The sequence below is a fragment of the Pseudomonas sp. FW507-12TSA genome, from assembly GCF_058781435.1.
This window is the reverse complement of the sequence record NZ_JBYSWT010000008.1, coordinates 120922-136563: the sequence shown is the minus strand read 5'-3', so window position 1 is coordinate 136563 and position 15642 is coordinate 120922. Positions and strand designations below refer to the sequence as shown.

Genomic DNA, 15642 nt, shown 5'->3' with positions numbered 1-15642 from the left:
GGTAGCTGGAATAAGTAAAGCTGCTGTTTTGCCATAGCCAGAGTGTTGATTTATCTTGTGGGAATCGTTCCCAATAGCAGTCTCTATCCATGATGTTTTTCGCTTGAGTATGTTCGGTAAGCGTCAGTAGATGGTTTTATAGTTGGTTGTGTTTTTCAGTCCGATGTTGCGTCACGACCAAGGAGATTGAAAAGAGGAAGGGGAAGCCGGTGTGTGTCAGGTTTGGAAACGCAACAGTAAAAGTATCCAGGTTGGGCCCGCAGGCTCTCAATAGTTTCTAGCACATCCCATGATGCTAGTTAGCACGTTTGGCTATATCGGGAGCTTGCGATGTTCAAGCCTGGTCTAGTGGGTTTTAGTGCCTATGCCCTCATCAGCTGTGATGGGCTCTCGTAGGCTGAGGCTCGCCCCAGGGTATCGCTGTCGCAATGCTTTGGTTGTCGTGTGGGACAAAAGATCACAAGGCATTCCTGAGGGTTTGCAGCTGGGCGACCAGGTGGCTGAAGTCGGTACTGGACAGCCGTTGCCCGGGCCGCGGTTGCAGTGCTTGCCTGGCTGCCTCCACGGGTTGCTGGCTGAGCAGCGCGAGCACTTCGCACTGGGCTTGGGGCTCGAGTTGTTCGAAGCCCGGGTGTCGGCGCCGGGCCCGGCGCCGGATATCCAGTTGCAGGGCCTGCAACAAGGGGCCCTGGCCGCCATGGCGAAGAATGAAACCGGCACTGGCGCGCAGGTGCTCGAGTAGCTGGCGCCGGGCCTTGGGCGCCGGTGCCAGCAATGGGCCCTGGCGGAATCCGGCGTGCCACAGCCACAGGACGATGAGCAGGCCGAGGGCCACCAGCGCCTGGGGGAAGTTCTTCCACAACAGTTGCCAGAGATTCGGATGGTTGGTGTCGAACAGCAACGTCACCGCGGTATCGGCGTTCAGGTACCACAACAGCCAGGCATTGTCGTAGCGACCGATGGCCGGGCTCTTCCAGATATCGGCATCGGTCAGCACGGTGATGCTGCCCTTGCCGTGCTCGAGCTGCAGCATGTGGGTGGCCACGCCGCTGCTGGCCCAGGACTGCGCGAGGCCTTGCGGGTCTTCGAGGTGGTAGGCGGTATCGAAGCTGATGTAGGCCGGGGCCCGCTCGCCTTCGACATGAACCTTGGTCAGCTTCGGATAAGCGTCGTCCGCCTCCGGCTCCGGTGGTTCCTCGAGGTCCTCGCTCATCATTTGCTGCACCTGGACCCGGTCCAGCAGCAGGTCGCCGCTTTGCTCGGTCTCCTCGTCCCACAGCGCTTCGGCGACGAACACCAGGTGCCCGCCGGCACGAGCCCAGTCCAATACCTGGTCGGCCTGGTGCGGGCTCATGTTCGAGCGGTCCCCGAGCATCAGCAGGCTATTGCCGGCAGGCTTGAGAGTCGCCAGCACCTCCAGGCCATTGGCGTGTTCCACCTTGAGGCCACGTTCGCGCAGGAACATCTGCGCCGCCAGGTAGGGGTTGGCCAGGGCTTCCGGCGACGGACCGTGATCCACCAGCTCCTGGTAGGGCGTGGCGTGGCGATAGAGGTAGTAGCCGGCAGTGCCGAGCACCAGGATCACCAGCAGGGCGAGGATGCCCCATACGGTACGGCTCATGATGCGGCTCCTGGGCCGAAGAGCTGGCGCCAGCCATCGCACAGGCGTGGTTGCGCCTCGGCGCCGGGAACCTGGTGCCCGTAGGCCATGTTTTGCCAATGCCGGGTCAGTTCGATGCTGAAGCTCTCCAGCTGCGGGTGCCGCAGGGCCTTGATCCGTTCCAGCACCTGGCCTTCGGTGTCGCCGATGTCCAGGGGCAGGTGGAAGTCTTCCAGCAGGCGGCTGAGCAGGGCCCGGTAGAGCAGGCCCAGGGCTTCGCGCGGTTGGCTTGGCCAGAGCGCGGCAGCATGGGCCGCGACATCATCCGGCAAGGTCTGGCTGCCGACCTCCAGGCCGAACAGTTGCTGAGGCATGGCCGGTGGACGGGTCTTGCGTGGCTGCGGGCGCCAGCCGACGAAAGTGCGCAACCAGTCGCGATATCGCCACAGCAACCATGCCAGCGCTCCCAGCAGCAGCCCCCAGAGCAATATCTCCAGGCCTTTGCCCAGGGCGTTGAAGTTGCTCTTGCCCAGGCCTTCCAGCAGATCCTTGAGCCAACCCGGCGGCTTGTCCTTGGCGTCTTTTTTCTGTGGCTGCTCTTCGCCGAAGCGATAGCGGGTCACCGATTCCTGATTCTTGAACGGTGGCTTTTCCAGGATGCCCTTGATGCTGTCCTGCGCCGCCTTGCTGGTCAGCGGCTGTTGCAGCAGGCGCGGACTCTCGGGACCAGCCACGACCTGCTTGGCATTGCTGGCGGTGGCGGCCCAGAGCGACTGGCTGGGTGCCAGCCACAACGCGCCCAGTACCAGCAGCAAGGCGCAGGCCCCGGCCAGGCGCTGGCGCAGGCGGCGGAACACCAGTTCGATGTCCCAGGCTTCGAGCTCAGTGCGGCGGTTGAGGTACAGGCTGAAGCCGCAGGCTACGTAGAGCGGCTCCCAGACCACCAGCACCAGGGCGTAGAAGGCATTGGTCAGGTGTTCCAGCCATAGCCAGTCCTGCTGGGCGGCGATGATCAGGGTCTGCCAGTTCCAGTCCAGCTCCACTTGCTGCGGCAATAATAGGTAGAACAACGCCATCAGGCCGATCCACAGTGCGCCTTCCAGGTGCACTCCGATCACTGTCAGCCAGCGTGCGGCCCCGGCGTTGCGCTGCAACAGGACCCCCAGGCGTTGCTGGCGGGCATCGCCGCTCAGCCCCTCGAGTTGCATTACCGGCATCAGGAAGCTGCGGCTCATGCTCAAGCGGCGCCAGGTCAGGCTGGCCAGCAGTTGCGGCTTGAGCAGGCGTGGCCATTGCCGCAAAGCCTGGCCCAGGCTCGGGGTATCGCCGAACAGCGCCTTGGACAGGATGAACAGCGGCAGGCGCTCGAAGGCCGGCTTCAGCCACCAGAACAACAGCAATGCCAGGGATGGCCAATCCCAGAGCAACAGGCTCAGCAGGGCGAATACCGGCAAGCTGACGATGGCCCAGCTGGTCATCAACAAGCCCCGGTGGCGCTGGCCCATGAGCATGCCCAGGTCCATGGCTTCCCAGGCGTTGCGCGGGCGGATCACCACGCTGGCATCACTCAGGCGCATGGGGGACTCTTCCGGCAAGGCCCAGGTAGGACAGGACCAGGGCCCACAGCGCTGCGCCGACGCTGTACTTGACCCAGGGCGCGGGCCAGGTCATGGAGGACCAATAGGCCTCGATGAAGGCTGCGATCAACAGGAAGACGATCACCCCATAGACCAATTGCACGCTGATTCGCGCCGCCTGCAGCAGGGCTTCGCCACGAGACAGGCGCCCAGGGGCGATCAGCGCCCAGCCCAGCTTCAGGCCTGCGGCACCGGACAAGGCGATGGCCGTGAGCTCGAAGGCGCCATGGCCGATGACGAAAGGCCAGAAGGTCTGGCCGAAACCGATCTGGGTCAGGTGGCCGGCGATGGCCCCGATGATCAGGCCATTGAAGACCAGGAAGAACACGCTGCCCAGGCCGAACAGCAGGCCGCTGGCGAACGTCTGAAAGGCGATGCCGATGTTGTGCATGATGTAGTAGCCGAACATCACCCAGTCTTCGCTGGAGGCGCGTTCGACGGCGCGACCCAGGTGACCGGCGGCCGGGTCGTACATGCCGCGCATTTCGCCCACTTGTTGTTGGCTGATCAGGCTGTAGACCAGCTCGGGGTACAGGTACACCAGCAGACCGATGCCCAGCAGGCTGACGAAGAACAGCAGGCTGGCGATCGTTACCAGGCGCCACTCCTGGCGCACCAGGCGCGGGAAGCCGGCCAGCAGGAAGCCCAGTACGTTGGCGCTGATGGCGGTGCGCCGGCGGTATAGCTGCTGGTGGCCGCGCAGCGCCAGCTGTTGCAGCGGATCGATCAGGTAGCTGCTGTAGCCGCGCTCCTGGGCCAGGGCCAGGTGCTGGCACAGGCGCCGGTAGTCCTGGACGAAGGTCTGGCATTGCTCGGCCTTGGCCCGGCCTTGTTCAAGTTGCTCGAGCAGTTGTGCGAAGTGCTGCCATTGGGCCTGGTGGCGGCTCTCGAAAAGACTTTGCTTCATGTCGCTCCCAGGAAACCGCGGGCAATGCCGTTGAGTTCGGCAGTGGCCTGGGCGGTGGGTACGTGCAGCGGCTGGGCCAGGATGGCCGCCAGCTCCTGGGTCCGTTCAGCGGACAGCTGGGCCTGGCGCTCGGCGAAACCGAGGATCGCCCGTTGTTCATCCAGGCTCAGGGCGAAGGGCGCGCTGCGGGGCGTGGCCGGGGGAAGTTGCGGCCGTTCGACTGTCTGCTCGCGATAGATCACCAGGGTACCGGCGGCCAGGTCGCCCAGGCGCTTGAAGGCCGGGTGCTGCAGGCAACTGATGGCGCCGAGGAAGTAAGCGAACGGCAGCATGTCGGCAAAGCGCAGCAGGTTGCGGGTCAGGGAGGCGCTCCAGCCGATCGGCGTGCCATCGTCCTGTACCACCCGCAGCCCCATCATCTGCTTGCCGGGGGAGCGGCCCTGGTTCAGCACCTCGAACAGCACCATGTACCACCAGCTGATCAGGAACAGCAGGATCGAACCCAGGCCGATGCCGATCTCGCCGAAAAAGCCCAGGGCGACGAACAGCACGCCCATGACCAGGGCGCGGATGCCCAGGTCCAGGCCATAGGCCAGGGTACGGACCAGCAGTCCCGCCGGTCGCAGTGGCAGATCGATACCCTCCGGGGTTTCGACCTGGTACCGCGTATCCAATGGCGGGGGCAGCGATGCGTTCCTTGGCGGTGCTGGTGTTTCGGACATGGGCAACTTGCTGGATGGCCTGGTGGAGAAAAATCCAGCGCCGATGCTAGCAGTGTCTGAGGGGCAAACGACATCATTAACTGCGAATTAAAGCACTTCGGGGCAGGGCTGCGGGTCGATGCGGCTGGCCCTGGCGCTATGCAAGCGCCTAGACTGCATCGGTCTTTCAGTTCAGGAACAGGCCGTGACTTCCCTCTTTTGGTACGACTACGAAACCACTGGCATCAACCCGCGCAACGACCGTCCGTTGCAAGTGGCAGGTATTCGCACCGACCTGGCGCTCAATGAAATTGACGAGCCGGTCAACCTGTATTGCCAGCCCGCCGACGATATCCTGCCGCACCCGGCAGCTTGCATGATCACCGGCATCACTCCGCAGCGCCTGGCCGAGCGCGGGTTGAGCGAGGCTGATTTCATGACCCGGGTGCATCAGCAGTTGGCCCGCCCGGGAACCTGTGGCGCGGGCTACAACACCTTGCGTTTCGACGACGAGATGACTCGCTACGGCCTGTATCGGAATTTCTTCGACCCCTATGCCCGGGAGTGGCAAGGCGGCAACAGTCGCTGGGACCTGATCGATGTGGTACGGGCGGCCTATGCGCTGCGGCCCCAGGGTATCGCCTGGCCTGAAGAACAGGGCCAGGTGACGCTGAAGCTGGAGCGCCTGACGGCAGAGAATGGCATCGACCATGGCCAGGCACACGAGGCCTTGTCCGATGTGCGAGCGACCATTGCCCTGGCGCGACTGATCCGCGACAAGCAGCCCAAGCTCTATGAATGGTTGTTCCAGTTACGCAGCAAGCAGCGGGTGATGGACCAGATCCGCCTGTTGCAGCCAATGGTGCACATCTCCGGGCGTTTCTCCGCCGCGCGGCATTATGTCGGCGTGGTGTTGCCCCTGGCCTGGCATCCGCGCAATCGCAATGCGTTGATCGTCTGCGACCTGCACCTGGATCCCCAAGGGCTCCTGGACCTGGATGCCCAGACGTTGCGCCAGCGCCTGTATACCCGGCGTGAAGACCTGGCCGAAGGCGAATTGCCGGTGCCGTTGAAACTCATCCATATCAATCGCTGCCCGGTGGTGGCGCCGTTGAATGTGTTGCGTGTCGAAGATCAACAGCGCCTGCACTTGGATATGGAAGAATACCAGCGCCGCGCTTTGCGTCTGAGCGAGGCTCGGGAAGTTTGGCAGGATAAACTTTCGCTGATTTACGGACCTGATGAATTCGCTGCCAGCGAGGATCCGGAGCAGCAGTTGTACGATGGCTTTATTGGTGATCGCGATCGCCGCTTGTGTGAGCAAGTGCGCCAGGCCGATCCGCAGCATTTGGCACTGCAAGAATGGCCGTTCGATGATGAGCGGTTGCCGGAACTTCTGTTCCGCTACCGTGCCCGTAACTTTTCGGAAACATTGAGCAAGGATGAGCAAGAGCGCTGGCGCGGATTCTGCCAGCAACGTTTGCTTGATCCGCAACTGGGGGCGCCCAATACCCTGGAAAGTTTTCGGCAAGCTCTGGAGCAATCCCTGTTAAGTGCTGATCCGAGTCAACGCCAGGTGCTGGAGCAATGGCGGCAACATGTTCGCGATCTGGCCCTGCGACTGGGGCTTTAAAAAGTTGCCGGCGGCGTTCGACGTGAACGCCAGGCATAAAAAAACGCCAGTGGTCTGGCGTTTTTTAATTGTAGCTAAAAGACCTCGGGTCGGTCTGCGAGCCTTAGTCCAGCAGGGTTGCCCAGCCTTCAACCACATCGCCACCCCACTTGGCTTTCCACTCTTTGAGGGTCTTGTGGTTGCCGCCTTTGGTTTCGATGACTTCACCGTTATGCGGGTTTTTGTACTGTTTAACTTTACGCGCACGCTTGGTGCCGGTGGTTTTCACAGCGGCCCGCGGTGCTTTAACTTTGGATTCCGGATCCAGCAGCGCGATGATGTCGCGCAGGGACTTGGAGTACTCGCCCATCAGGCTGCGCAATTTGCCTTCGAACTCCAGCTCGGCTTTCAGCTTGTCGTCTTGGGACAGGTTCTTCAAACGTGCTTGCAGTTCTTTGATAGCTTCTTCTGTTGCACGGTATTCGTTGATCAGGGACATGGGGGCTACCTTGTTGGGCGCTGGGTGGCTGGATGACAATGTTGCAATAATAGTCACGGAGTTTGTACAAGTAAACATAATACCGATGCTTTATTTGGCCTTCTTAGTGTCTTTAGGCGTAACAGCCATTTCGCTATTTAATAGAAGCGCAGGTTTTCTTGTGATATTCACAAATTAGTTGTGCGCTATTTGCAAGTGTTGCCATCTGTACTGGGAACACCGCTGGTTAAGCCTGATCTAAGGCCCTGTTGCCGGCACCGATCGGCAGTGCCGGTGCAATGAATACTGCAGTTTTGCTGCGCAATGGCTAGAATGGCGACCTTTGCGAAGTTCTGGAGTTTCCCCCCCATGCGCACCTTTCGGTTGGTGATTTCTTGCCCTGACCGCGTTGGCATCGTTGCCAAAGTCAGTAACTTTCTGGCCTCCCATAACGGTTGGATCACCGAAGCGAGCCACCACTCGGACAACCAGAGCGGTTGGTTCTTCATGCGCCACGAGATTCGTGCCGACTCCCTGCCTTTTGGCCTCGAGGCATTTCGCCAGGCGTTCGCGCCCATCGCCGAAGAGTTCTCGATGGACTGGCGGATCACCGATACCGCCGAGAAAAAGCGCGTGGTGCTGATGGCCAGCCGCGAGTCCCATTGCCTGGCCGACCTGTTGCACCGTTGGCACAGCAATGAGCTGGACTGCGATATCCCTTGCGTGATTTCCAACCACGACGACCTGCGCAGCATGGTCGAATGGCACGGTATCCCGTTCTTCCACGTTCCGGTGGATCCGAAGGACAAGCAGCCGGCCTTCGCCGAGGTCTCGCGCCTGGTCAAGGAGCATGGTGCCGACGTGGTGGTGCTGGCGCGCTACATGCAGATCCTGCCGCCGCAGCTGTGCCAGGAGTACGCCCAACAGGTCATCAACATCCACCACAGCTTCCTGCCGTCCTTTGTCGGCGCCAAGCCTTACCACCAGGCATCCCTGCGTGGCGTGAAGCTGATCGGTGCCACCTGCCACTACGTGACCGAAGAGCTGGACGCCGGTCCGATCATCGAGCAGGACGTAGTGCGGGTCAGCCATAGCGACAGCATCGAGGATATGGTGCGGTTCGGGCGTGATGTGGAGAAGATGGTGCTGGCCCGCGGCCTGCGCTACCACCTGGAAGACCGCGTGCTGGTGCACGGCAACAAGACCGTGGTGTTCTGATTGAAAAAAACCAGGAGCGGGCGCTGAATATCCCGGTCCTGGTTTGCAATCGACGAGGTCAGCCTCATGACCGATCCTCTGGATAAAGCCACTTCCCAGGCTCCCGCCGTACTGGGCGAGGGTTGCCTGAGCCGCTACGACCCCGATGAACTCGATGCCGAGGATGGCACCGATTTCCCGGGGGCGGCCGAACTCTGGGAGCAGTTGCAGCAAGAGCCTCCAGCGCCATCGCGTTGAGGCTGGTGGCCGGCGCCTGATGCTCCGCCGGCCTGTCCAAGGGGCGTTCGCCCCGATCTTCAGATCCTGAAACTGCCCACCAGGTGCTTCAGGCGTGCTGCCTGCTGCTCCAGGTCGGAGCATGCGCGCAGAGTCGCCTGCAGGTTTTCCACGCCTTCCTGGTTCAGGGTATTGATCTCGGTGATGTCCATGTTGATGGACTCCACCACCGAGGTCTGCTCTTCAGTGGCGGTGGCCACCGACTGGTTCATGCCATCGATCTCGCCGATACGCTGGGTCACGCTGTTCAGGCGTTCTCCGGCCTGGTTGGCGATCTCCACGCTGTCCTGGCTGTGGCGCTGGCTGTTGCTCATGGTGCTGACGGACTCACGCGCGCCGACTTGCAGCTCCTCGATCATCGTCTGCACCTGTTGCGCCGACTCCTGGGTGCGGTGGGCCAGGTTGCGTACTTCGTCGGCGACCACGGCGAAGCCACGCCCGGCCTCGCCGGCGCGGGCGGCCTCGATCGCGGCGTTGAGCGCCAGCAGGTTGGTCTGCTGGGAAATGCTGGTGATCACCTCGAGGATCTGGCCGATGTTCACGGTCTTGCTGTTGAGGGTCTCTATATTGTTGCTGGAGGCACTGATCATGTCCGACAGCTGGTTCATCGCCTGGATGCTGCGATCCACCACTTGCTGGCCATCCTCGGCCAGGTTGCGAGCGTCGCTGGCCTGTTGCGAGGCTTGGGCGGCGTTGCGGGCGATTTCCTGGGCCGCGGCGCCCAGCTGATTGATGGCGGCGGCGACGCTATTGGTGCGACTGGCCTGTTCGTCGGAGTTGAGCATCGACGAGTTGGAGGCGCTGACCACACGCAGGGCGACCTCGTTGACGTGTTCGGTGGCCGAGGACACCTCGCGGATCGAGCCGTGGATGCGTTCCACGAAGCGGTTGAAGGCGATGCCCAGGATGCCGAACTCGTCGTGGTTATGGATGTTCAGGCGGCGGGTCAGGTCGCCTTCACCGTCGGCGATGTCCTGCATGGCACGGGTCATCACGTGCAAGGGTTGCATCAGCAGGCGAATCAGCAGGCCCAGCAGGGCGATGGTCAGGGCCACCGCCGTCAGGGTGGCGATCACCGCCGAGGTGCGGAATTCACTGAGCATCGCGAAGGCCTTGTCCTTGTCCACCGACAGGCCGATGTACCAGTTCACCGAGGACAGGCCCTTGATCTGGGTGAAGGTGACGATGCGCGTCTTGCCGTCGACACTGACTTCGCTCAGTTCATTGCTGATCTTCGGCGTGTCCTGGGGGTAGATGTCCTTGAGGTTCTTCATCACCAGGTTCTTGTCCGGGTGGACCAGCACCTTGCCGTCGGCACTGATCAGGAAGGCATAGCCCATGCCGTCGAAGTCCAGGGCGTTGACCGTGTCGGCGATCACTTGCAGGCTCAGGTCGCCGCCGACCGCGCCGGTGCGCTGGCCGTTCTTGAGCACGCTGTCGACGATGGAAATCACCAGTTGCCCCGTGGCCAGGTCGACATAGGGCTCGGTCAGGGCCGAGCCATTGGTGCTTTCGGCGCTCTTGTACCAGGGGCGCGCGCGCGGATCGTAGCCATCGGGCATCTTGCTGTCCGGGCGGATAATGAAGCTGCCGTCCTGGTTGCCCAGGTAGGCACCCATGAAGGTGGAGCTCACGGCCTTCTGTTGCAGCAGGTTGCTGACATTGGCCGGGTCGGGGTTCAGGGCCACCGACTGGGAGAGGTTCTCGATCAACAGCGCACGGCCAGCGAGCCAGGTCTGAATATTTTTTGCAGTGACGTCGCCCATTTCCTGAAGATAGTTGTCCAGATCATCACGGATGGCGTTACGTTGCAGGTAATCGTTATAGAGCGTGAATAGTGCAAAGGCAGCTATGACGATGAGCGAGGCGGCAAGCAGGATCTTGTGGCTGAAGCGCAGATTTTTGTTCATGGCTTGGGGTGTCCGCTAAGGTCTTTGAGTCCAGGGCATCGGGTTGGAACGGTGCGCCAAAGAGGCGGTGTTATAAATAAGCTGATATCTCCATCTATCCCAAGGGAATTACCTGACCTTCATTTCAGATACTTCTGATCCATCATTTCTTCATATCGACCGTGTAAGGCCAAAGATTAACCAGGGGTGACAAAATGCCTGACTCATCGCAACTCATCATCGGCGCCGGCCTCGACGGCCAACCGATCGCCCAGGCCATGCGCCTGGCCAACCGCCATGGCCTGGTGGCTGGCGCTACCGGTACCGGCAAGACCGTCACCCTGCAGCGCCTGGCGGAGGCTTTCAGCGATGCCGGGGTGGCGGTCTTCGCCGCGGACATCAAGGGTGATCTCTGCGGGCTGGGTGCCGCGGGCGATCCCCAGGGCAAGGTCGCCGAGCGGATTGCCGGCATGCCCTGGCTCAACCACCGGCCCCAGGCCTATCCCGTGACCTTGTGGGATATCCATGGCCAGTCCGGTCATCCACTGCGCACCACCCTGAGCGAAATGGGACCGCTGTTGCTGGGCAGCCTGCTGGAGCTCACCGACAGCCAGCAGTCGGCGTTATATGCGGCGTTCAAGGTGGCGGATCGCGAAGGCTTGTTGCTGCTGGATCTCAAGGATCTCAAGGCGCTGCTCAACCACCTCAAGGACAATCCGCAACTGCTGGGCGAAGACGCGGCATTGATGACCACCGGCTCCAGCCAGGCCCTGTTGCGGCGCCTGGCTACGCTGGAGCAACAGGGCGCCGAATCGTTGTTCGGCGAGCCGGCCCTGCAATTGGAGGACATCCTGCAGCCGGCCGCCGATGGTCGGGGACGGATCCACTTGCTCGATGCCAGTCGCCTGGTGCACGAGGCGCCGAAAGTCTATGCCACCTTCCTTCTATGGCTGCTGGCCGAGTTGTTCGAGCAATTGCCTGAGCGGGGCGATGCCGATAAGCCGTTGCTGGCGCTGTTCTTCGACGAGGCGCACTTGCTGTTCGCCGGTACCCCCAAGGCCTTGCAGGATCGCCTGGAGCAAGTGGTGCGGCTGATTCGGTCCAAGGGCGTCGGGGTGTTCTTCGTGACCCAGTCGCCAGGGGACCTGCCGGATGATGTGCTGGCCCAGCTGGGCTTGCGCATCCAGCACGGTCTGCGGGCGTTCACCGCCAAGGAACAGAAATCGCTGCGGGCGGTGGCCGATGGTTTCCGGCCCAACCCGGCATTCGATGCGCTCTCGGTGCTGACCGAGCTGGGCATTGGCGAGGCGTTGGTTGGCACCCTGCAGGACAAGGGCACGCCGGAGATGGTCCAGCGGGTGCTGGTAGCGCCGCCGCAATCAAGGATCGGGCCGTTGACCGAGGCCGAGCGCCAGGCCCTGATCGCCAGTTCGCCGCTGCTGGGACGCTATGACAAGCCGATCGATCGCGAATCTGCCTATGAGGTGTTGATGGGGCGCAAGGAGCTGGCGCCGCAGGGGCAGGTCGAAGCTGGCAAACCGCTGCCCGAGGAACCGAGCCTGGCCGACCGGGCTGGTGAATTCCTGGGGACCGCGGCCGGGCAGGCCTTGAAATCGGCGATGCGCCAGGCCGCCAATCAGTTGGGGCGGCAGCTGGTGCGTGGGCTGATGGGCTCGTTGCTGGGCGGCAAGCGCCGCTGAGTCAGCTGCGCGGCTTGGCGTGGCTGGCCAGGCGCTCCAGGGCCGCGCGCAACTTGGGGTCGGAGATGCCGTCGGCAGTGGCCTGGATGGTCTCGGCGGCGCTGTTCGACAGGTCTATGCTGTGTCCGGCCGCTCCCCGCTGGACGGTGGGGGGCTGGACCTTGAACTGGATGCGCGTCAGGCGGGCGAATTCGTCGAACGCCTGGAGTTGGCGCTGCAGGCGCTTCTGCTGGTAGCGCAAGCGGGTAGCCCAGTGCCCGTCGGTGACGATCAGCAGCAGGCTGCCTTCGCGCCAGGAGGCGACGTGGCAATGTTCGCGAGCCGCCGGCTGCAACTGGCTGTCCAGCAGGCGCTGCAGGTGCGCCAGGCGCTGGGCGTGGCCGAGTATGGCTTTGAGAGGCTTGGCTTCGCGAAGAAGAACGGCGGGAGGACGTGCCGTAAGAGGGCGAAATGCCATGGTTAGAAACCTGAAGTTACAGAGGCACCATGGTAACAGAAAGCGTCCGGCGCACCCGGTTCGTCATTTTCCCGCCTGGCGCCGAGTTGGTGATCTTTTGCTGATCGTGATCAGTAACTTCTGCGGGGAATGTACTTGAAGTTCAACGAAAAGCCCTTATTTTAGGTGGGCCCCGTCAAAGCGCTGTGCCAGCATCGTGGAATAACGCCACTTTCCTCACCATCGTTTCCGGGTAGAATGCTCGTTCGCATGCGGCCATGAGGGCTGCTCGGGCGACTCACCGGGGCCGCCCTCCAACCCTATGTGTGGAAGATCCTGCCGATATGTTTGCGCCTTTGTTAAAGAAACTTTTTGGAAGCAAGAACGAGCGTGAAGTCAAGCGCATGCTCAAGACGGTACAGATCGTCAATGCCTTCGAAGAGCAAATGGTGGCCCTTTCGGACGATCAATTGCGTGCCAAGACTGCGGAGTTCAAGGCCCGTATCGCCAAGGGTGAAACCCTCGACAAACTGCTGCCCGAAGCCTTTGCGGTCGCCCGTGAAGCCGGTAAGCGGATCATGGGGATGCGCCACTTCGACGTGCAGCTGATCGGTGGCATGACCTTGCATGAAGGCAAGATCGCCGAAATGCGCACCGGCGAGGGCAAGACCCTGGTGGCGACCCTGGGTGTCTATCTCAACGCACTGTCCGGCAAGGGCGTGCACGTGGTGACGGTGAACGACTACCTGGCACGCCGCGACGCCAACTGGATGCGCCCGCTGTATGAGTTCCTCGGCCTGAGCGTCGGCGTGGTCACGCCGTTCCAGCCACCGGAGGAGAAGCGCGCCGCCTACGCCGCCGACATCACCTACGGCACCAACAACGAATTCGGCTTCGACTACCTGCGCGACAACATGGCTTTCAGCATGGAAGACAAGTTCCAGCGCGAGCTCAATTTCGCCGTGATCGACGAAGTCGACTCGATCCTCATCGACGAAGCCCGTACTCCGCTGATCATCTCCGGCCAGGCCGAAGACAGCTCCCGTCTGTACTCCGAGATCAACAAGCTGATCCCGCGCCTGGTACAGCACATCGAGGAAGTGGAAGGCCAGGTCACCAAGGCCGGTCACTTCACCGTCGACGAGAAGACCCGCCAGGTCGAGCTCAACGAAGCCGGCCACCAGTTCATCGAAGAGATGCTGACCCAGGTCGGCCTGCTGGCCGAAGGCGAGAGCCTGTACTCGGCCCATAACCTGGGCCTCTTGACCCACGTCTATGCCGGTCTGCGGGCGCACAAGCTGTTCAACCGCAACGTCGAGTACATCGTGCAGGACGGCCAGGTGGTCCTGGTGGACGAGCATACCGGTCGTACCATGCCCGGCCGTCGCCTCTCCGAGGGCCTGCACCAGGCCATCGAGGCCAAGGAAAACCTCAATATCCAGGCCGAAAGCCAGACCCTGGCCTCGACCACCTTCCAGAACTACTTCCGCCTGTACAACAAGCTGTCCGGCATGACCGGTACTGCTGACACCGAGGCGTTCGAGTTCCATCAGATCTACGGCCTGCAGGTGATGGTCATCCCGCCGAACAAACCGCTGGCACGTAAAGACTACAACGACCTGGTGTTCCTGACCGCGGACGAGAAGTACGCGGCGATCATCAACGACATCAAGGACGGCATGGCCCAGGGTCGTCCTATCCTGGTCGGCACCGCGACCATCGAGACTTCAGAGCACGTATCCAACCTGCTGAACAAGGAAGGCATCGAGCATAAGGTCCTGAACGCCAAGTTCCACGAAAAGGAAGCCGAGATCATTGCCCAGGCCGGCCGCCCGGGCGCGCTGACCATCGCCACCAACATGGCGGGCCGTGGTACCGACATCCTGCTGGGCGGCAACTGGGAAGTGGAAGTCGCCTCCCTGGAGAACCCGACTCCCGAGCAGATCGCCCAGATCAAGGCCGACTGGCAGAAACGCCACCAGCAGGTTCTGGAATCCGGTGGCCTGCAGGTCATCGCTTCCGAGCGCCACGAATCGCGGCGTATCGACAACCAGCTGCGTGGTCGCGCCGGTCGCCAGGGCGACGCCGGTTCCAGCCGTTTCTACCTGTCGCTGGAAGACAGCCTGATGCGTATCTTCGCCTCCGACCGGGTGAAGAACTTCATGAAGGCCCTGGGCATGCAGTCCGGCGAGGCGATCGAGCACCGCATGGTGACCAACGCCATCGAGAAGGCCCAGCGCAAGGTCGAAGGCCGCAACTTCGACATCCGCAAGCAACTGCTGGAGTTCGACGACGTCAACAACGAGCAGCGCAAGGTGATCTACCACATGCGCAACACGCTGCTAGCCGCGGACAACATCGGCGAAACCATCGCCGACTTCCGCCAGGACGTGCTGAGCGCCACCGTCAGTGCCCATATTCCTCCACAGTCGCTGCCTGAGCAGTGGGATGTGGCTGGCCTGGAGGCTGCACTCCAGAGCGATTTCGGGGTGAACCTGCCGATCCAGCAATGGCTCGACGAAGACGATCACCTGTACGAAGAAACCCTGCGTGAGAAGCTGCTCAACGAGCTGATCGCCGCGTACAACGAAAAAGAAGACCAGGCCGGCGCCGAAGCGCTGCGCACCTTCGAGAAGCAGATCGTGCTGCGAGTCCTGGACGACCTGTGGAAAGACCACCTGTCGACCATGGACCACCTGCGCCACGGTATCCACCTGCGTGGTTATGCGCAGAAGAACCCCAAGCAGGAGTACAAGCGCGAGTCCTTCACGCTGTTCTCCGAGCTGCTGGATTCCATCAAGCGCGACTCGATCCGCGTGCTGTCCCACGTCCAGGTGCGTCGCGAAGACCCGGCCGAGGAAGAGGCGCGCCTGCGCCAGGAGGCCGAGGCCCTGGCCCGTCGCATGCAGTTCGAGCACGCCGAGGCTCCAGGCCTGGACCAGCCCGAAGCAATGGAAGAGGGCGTCGAGGTGGACGTGGCCCTGGCTTCCGCGCCGGTACGCAATGAACAGAAGCTGGGTCGCAACGAACTGTGCTACTGCGGTTCGGGCAAGAAGTACAAACACTGTCACGGCCAGATCAACTAAGATCCTCGCCAGACACTGAAACACCCACGCCGTGACGGCATCAGCCGTCGCGGCGTTTTTCCATTTGCAGCACCGTCTTTTATGCCGACGGTGCCCCATCTG

General features: G+C 62.0%; 12 protein-coding genes and 1 pseudogene. 5 read left to right on the top strand and 8 right to left on the bottom strand.

Translation table 11 applies throughout. The features are described 5' to 3' along the window. Positions 1-457 precede the first annotated feature (457 nt). The 4 genes from AC3WK8_RS10300 to AC3WK8_RS10285 are packed head-to-tail and all read right to left on the bottom strand — an operon-like array spanning position 458 to position 4866. Entirely contained in the window at positions 458-1621 is a 1164-nt protein-coding gene (locus tag AC3WK8_RS10300) for a DUF4350 domain-containing protein (RefSeq protein ID WP_085595206.1), read from the bottom strand. Beyond that, positions 1618-3177 (bottom strand): DUF4129 domain-containing protein, encoded by a 1560-nt coding sequence (locus AC3WK8_RS10295; RefSeq protein WP_103324696.1) that lies wholly within the window; start codon positions 3175-3177, stop codon positions 1618-1620. The genes AC3WK8_RS10300 and AC3WK8_RS10295 overlap by 4 nt, the downstream gene beginning before the upstream one ends. After that, positions 3164-4144 carry a stage II sporulation protein M gene (locus AC3WK8_RS10290; protein ID WP_085595210.1) on the bottom strand — a complete coding sequence of 327 codons (981 nt, stop codon included), beginning with the start codon at positions 4142-4144 and terminating at the stop codon, positions 3164-3166. The genes AC3WK8_RS10295 and AC3WK8_RS10290 overlap by 14 nt, the downstream gene beginning before the upstream one ends. Further along, positions 4141-4866, bottom strand: a complete 726-nt coding sequence (locus tag AC3WK8_RS10285; RefSeq protein ID WP_085595212.1) for an RDD family protein — start codon at positions 4864-4866, stop codon at positions 4141-4143. The genes AC3WK8_RS10290 and AC3WK8_RS10285 overlap by 4 nt, the downstream gene beginning before the upstream one ends. A gap of 184 nt (positions 4867-5050) precedes the next feature. Here AC3WK8_RS10285 and sbcB point away from each other — a divergent pair, with 184 nt between their 5' ends. Then, on the top strand, positions 5051-6478 hold the full coding sequence (sbcB, locus tag AC3WK8_RS10280) for an exodeoxyribonuclease I (RefSeq protein WP_103324697.1): 1428 nt from the start codon (positions 5051-5053) through the stop codon (positions 6476-6478). Positions 6479-6581: 103 nt separating this feature from the next. On the opposite strand, the gene mvaT is transcribed toward sbcB, so the two are convergent. After that, positions 6582-6956 carry a histone-like nucleoid-structuring protein MvaT gene (mvaT, locus tag AC3WK8_RS10275; RefSeq protein WP_085595217.1) on the bottom strand — a complete coding sequence of 125 codons (375 nt, stop codon included), beginning with the start codon at positions 6954-6956 and terminating at the stop codon, positions 6582-6584. Between the two features lie 348 nt (positions 6957-7304). Between mvaT and purU the strand changes: the two genes are divergently transcribed. Both purU and AC3WK8_RS10265 read left to right on the top strand, forming a co-directional pair. Continuing rightward, complete coding sequence (gene purU, locus AC3WK8_RS10270; protein WP_022640532.1) at positions 7305-8153, top strand: formyltetrahydrofolate deformylase; 849 nt, start codon at positions 7305-7307, stop codon at positions 8151-8153. 66 nt (positions 8154-8219) lie between these two features. Continuing rightward, entirely contained in the window at positions 8220-8390 is a 171-nt protein-coding gene (locus tag AC3WK8_RS10265) for a hypothetical protein (RefSeq protein WP_022640531.1), read from the top strand. A 59-nt stretch (positions 8391-8449) separates the two neighbouring features. Here the strand turns inward: AC3WK8_RS10265 and AC3WK8_RS10260 are convergent, their stop codons facing one another. Continuing rightward, positions 8450-9214, bottom strand: coding sequence for a methyl-accepting chemotaxis protein (locus AC3WK8_RS10260; protein ID WP_371263433.1), 765 nt, complete (start codon positions 9212-9214; stop codon positions 8450-8452). Positions 9215-9307: 93 nt separating this feature from the next. Continuing rightward, positions 9308-10339 (bottom strand): annotated as a pseudogene (locus AC3WK8_RS10255) (HAMP domain-containing protein); the annotation flags it as partial. A gap of 194 nt (positions 10340-10533) precedes the next feature. Here AC3WK8_RS10255 and AC3WK8_RS10250 point away from each other — a divergent pair. Further along, positions 10534-12018 (top strand): helicase HerA-like domain-containing protein, encoded by a 1485-nt coding sequence (locus AC3WK8_RS10250; protein ID WP_103324698.1) that lies wholly within the window; start codon positions 10534-10536, stop codon positions 12016-12018. Position 12019: 1 nt separating this feature from the next. On the opposite strand, the gene AC3WK8_RS10245 is transcribed toward AC3WK8_RS10250, so the two are convergent. Next, positions 12020-12475 (bottom strand): DUF721 domain-containing protein, encoded by a 456-nt coding sequence (locus AC3WK8_RS10245; RefSeq protein ID WP_085595223.1) that lies wholly within the window; start codon positions 12473-12475, stop codon positions 12020-12022. Positions 12476-12798: 323 nt separating this feature from the next. Here AC3WK8_RS10245 and secA point away from each other — a divergent pair, with 323 nt between their 5' ends. After that, entirely contained in the window at positions 12799-15540 is a 2742-nt protein-coding gene (gene secA / locus AC3WK8_RS10240) for a preprotein translocase subunit SecA (RefSeq protein WP_103324699.1), read from the top strand. The last annotated feature ends 102 nt before the right edge of the window (positions 15541-15642 follow it).

Excerpts from the sequence above, each read along its gene's own strand:
- AC3WK8_RS10300 (WP_085595206.1), bottom strand. The coding sequence starts at position 1,621 with ATGAGCCGTACCGTATGGGGCATCCTCGCCCTGCTGGTGATCCTGGTG.
- AC3WK8_RS10295 (WP_103324696.1), bottom strand. The coding sequence starts at position 3,177 with ATGCGCCTGAGTGATGCCAGCGTGGTGATCCGCCCGCGCAACGCCTGG.
- AC3WK8_RS10290 (WP_085595210.1), bottom strand. The coding sequence starts at position 4,144 with ATGAAGCAAAGTCTTTTCGAGAGCCGCCACCAGGCCCAATGGCAGCAC.
- AC3WK8_RS10285 (WP_085595212.1), bottom strand. The coding sequence starts at position 4,866 with ATGTCCGAAACACCAGCACCGCCAAGGAACGCATCGCTGCCCCCGCCA.
- mvaT (WP_085595217.1), bottom strand. The coding sequence starts at position 6,956 with ATGTCCCTGATCAACGAATACCGTGCAACAGAAGAAGCTATCAAAGAA.
- purU (WP_022640532.1), top strand. The coding sequence starts at position 7,305 with ATGCGCACCTTTCGGTTGGTGATTTCTTGCCCTGACCGCGTTGGCATC.
- AC3WK8_RS10265 (WP_022640531.1), top strand. The coding sequence starts at position 8,220 with ATGACCGATCCTCTGGATAAAGCCACTTCCCAGGCTCCCGCCGTACTG.
- AC3WK8_RS10260 (WP_371263433.1), bottom strand. The coding sequence starts at position 9,214 with ATGCTCAACTCCGACGAACAGGCCAGTCGCACCAATAGCGTCGCCGCC.
- AC3WK8_RS10250 (WP_103324698.1), top strand. The coding sequence starts at position 10,534 with ATGCCTGACTCATCGCAACTCATCATCGGCGCCGGCCTCGACGGCCAA.
- AC3WK8_RS10245 (WP_085595223.1), bottom strand. The coding sequence starts at position 12,475 with ATGGCATTTCGCCCTCTTACGGCACGTCCTCCCGCCGTTCTTCTTCGC.
- secA (WP_103324699.1), top strand. The coding sequence starts at position 12,799 with ATGTTTGCGCCTTTGTTAAAGAAACTTTTTGGAAGCAAGAACGAGCGT.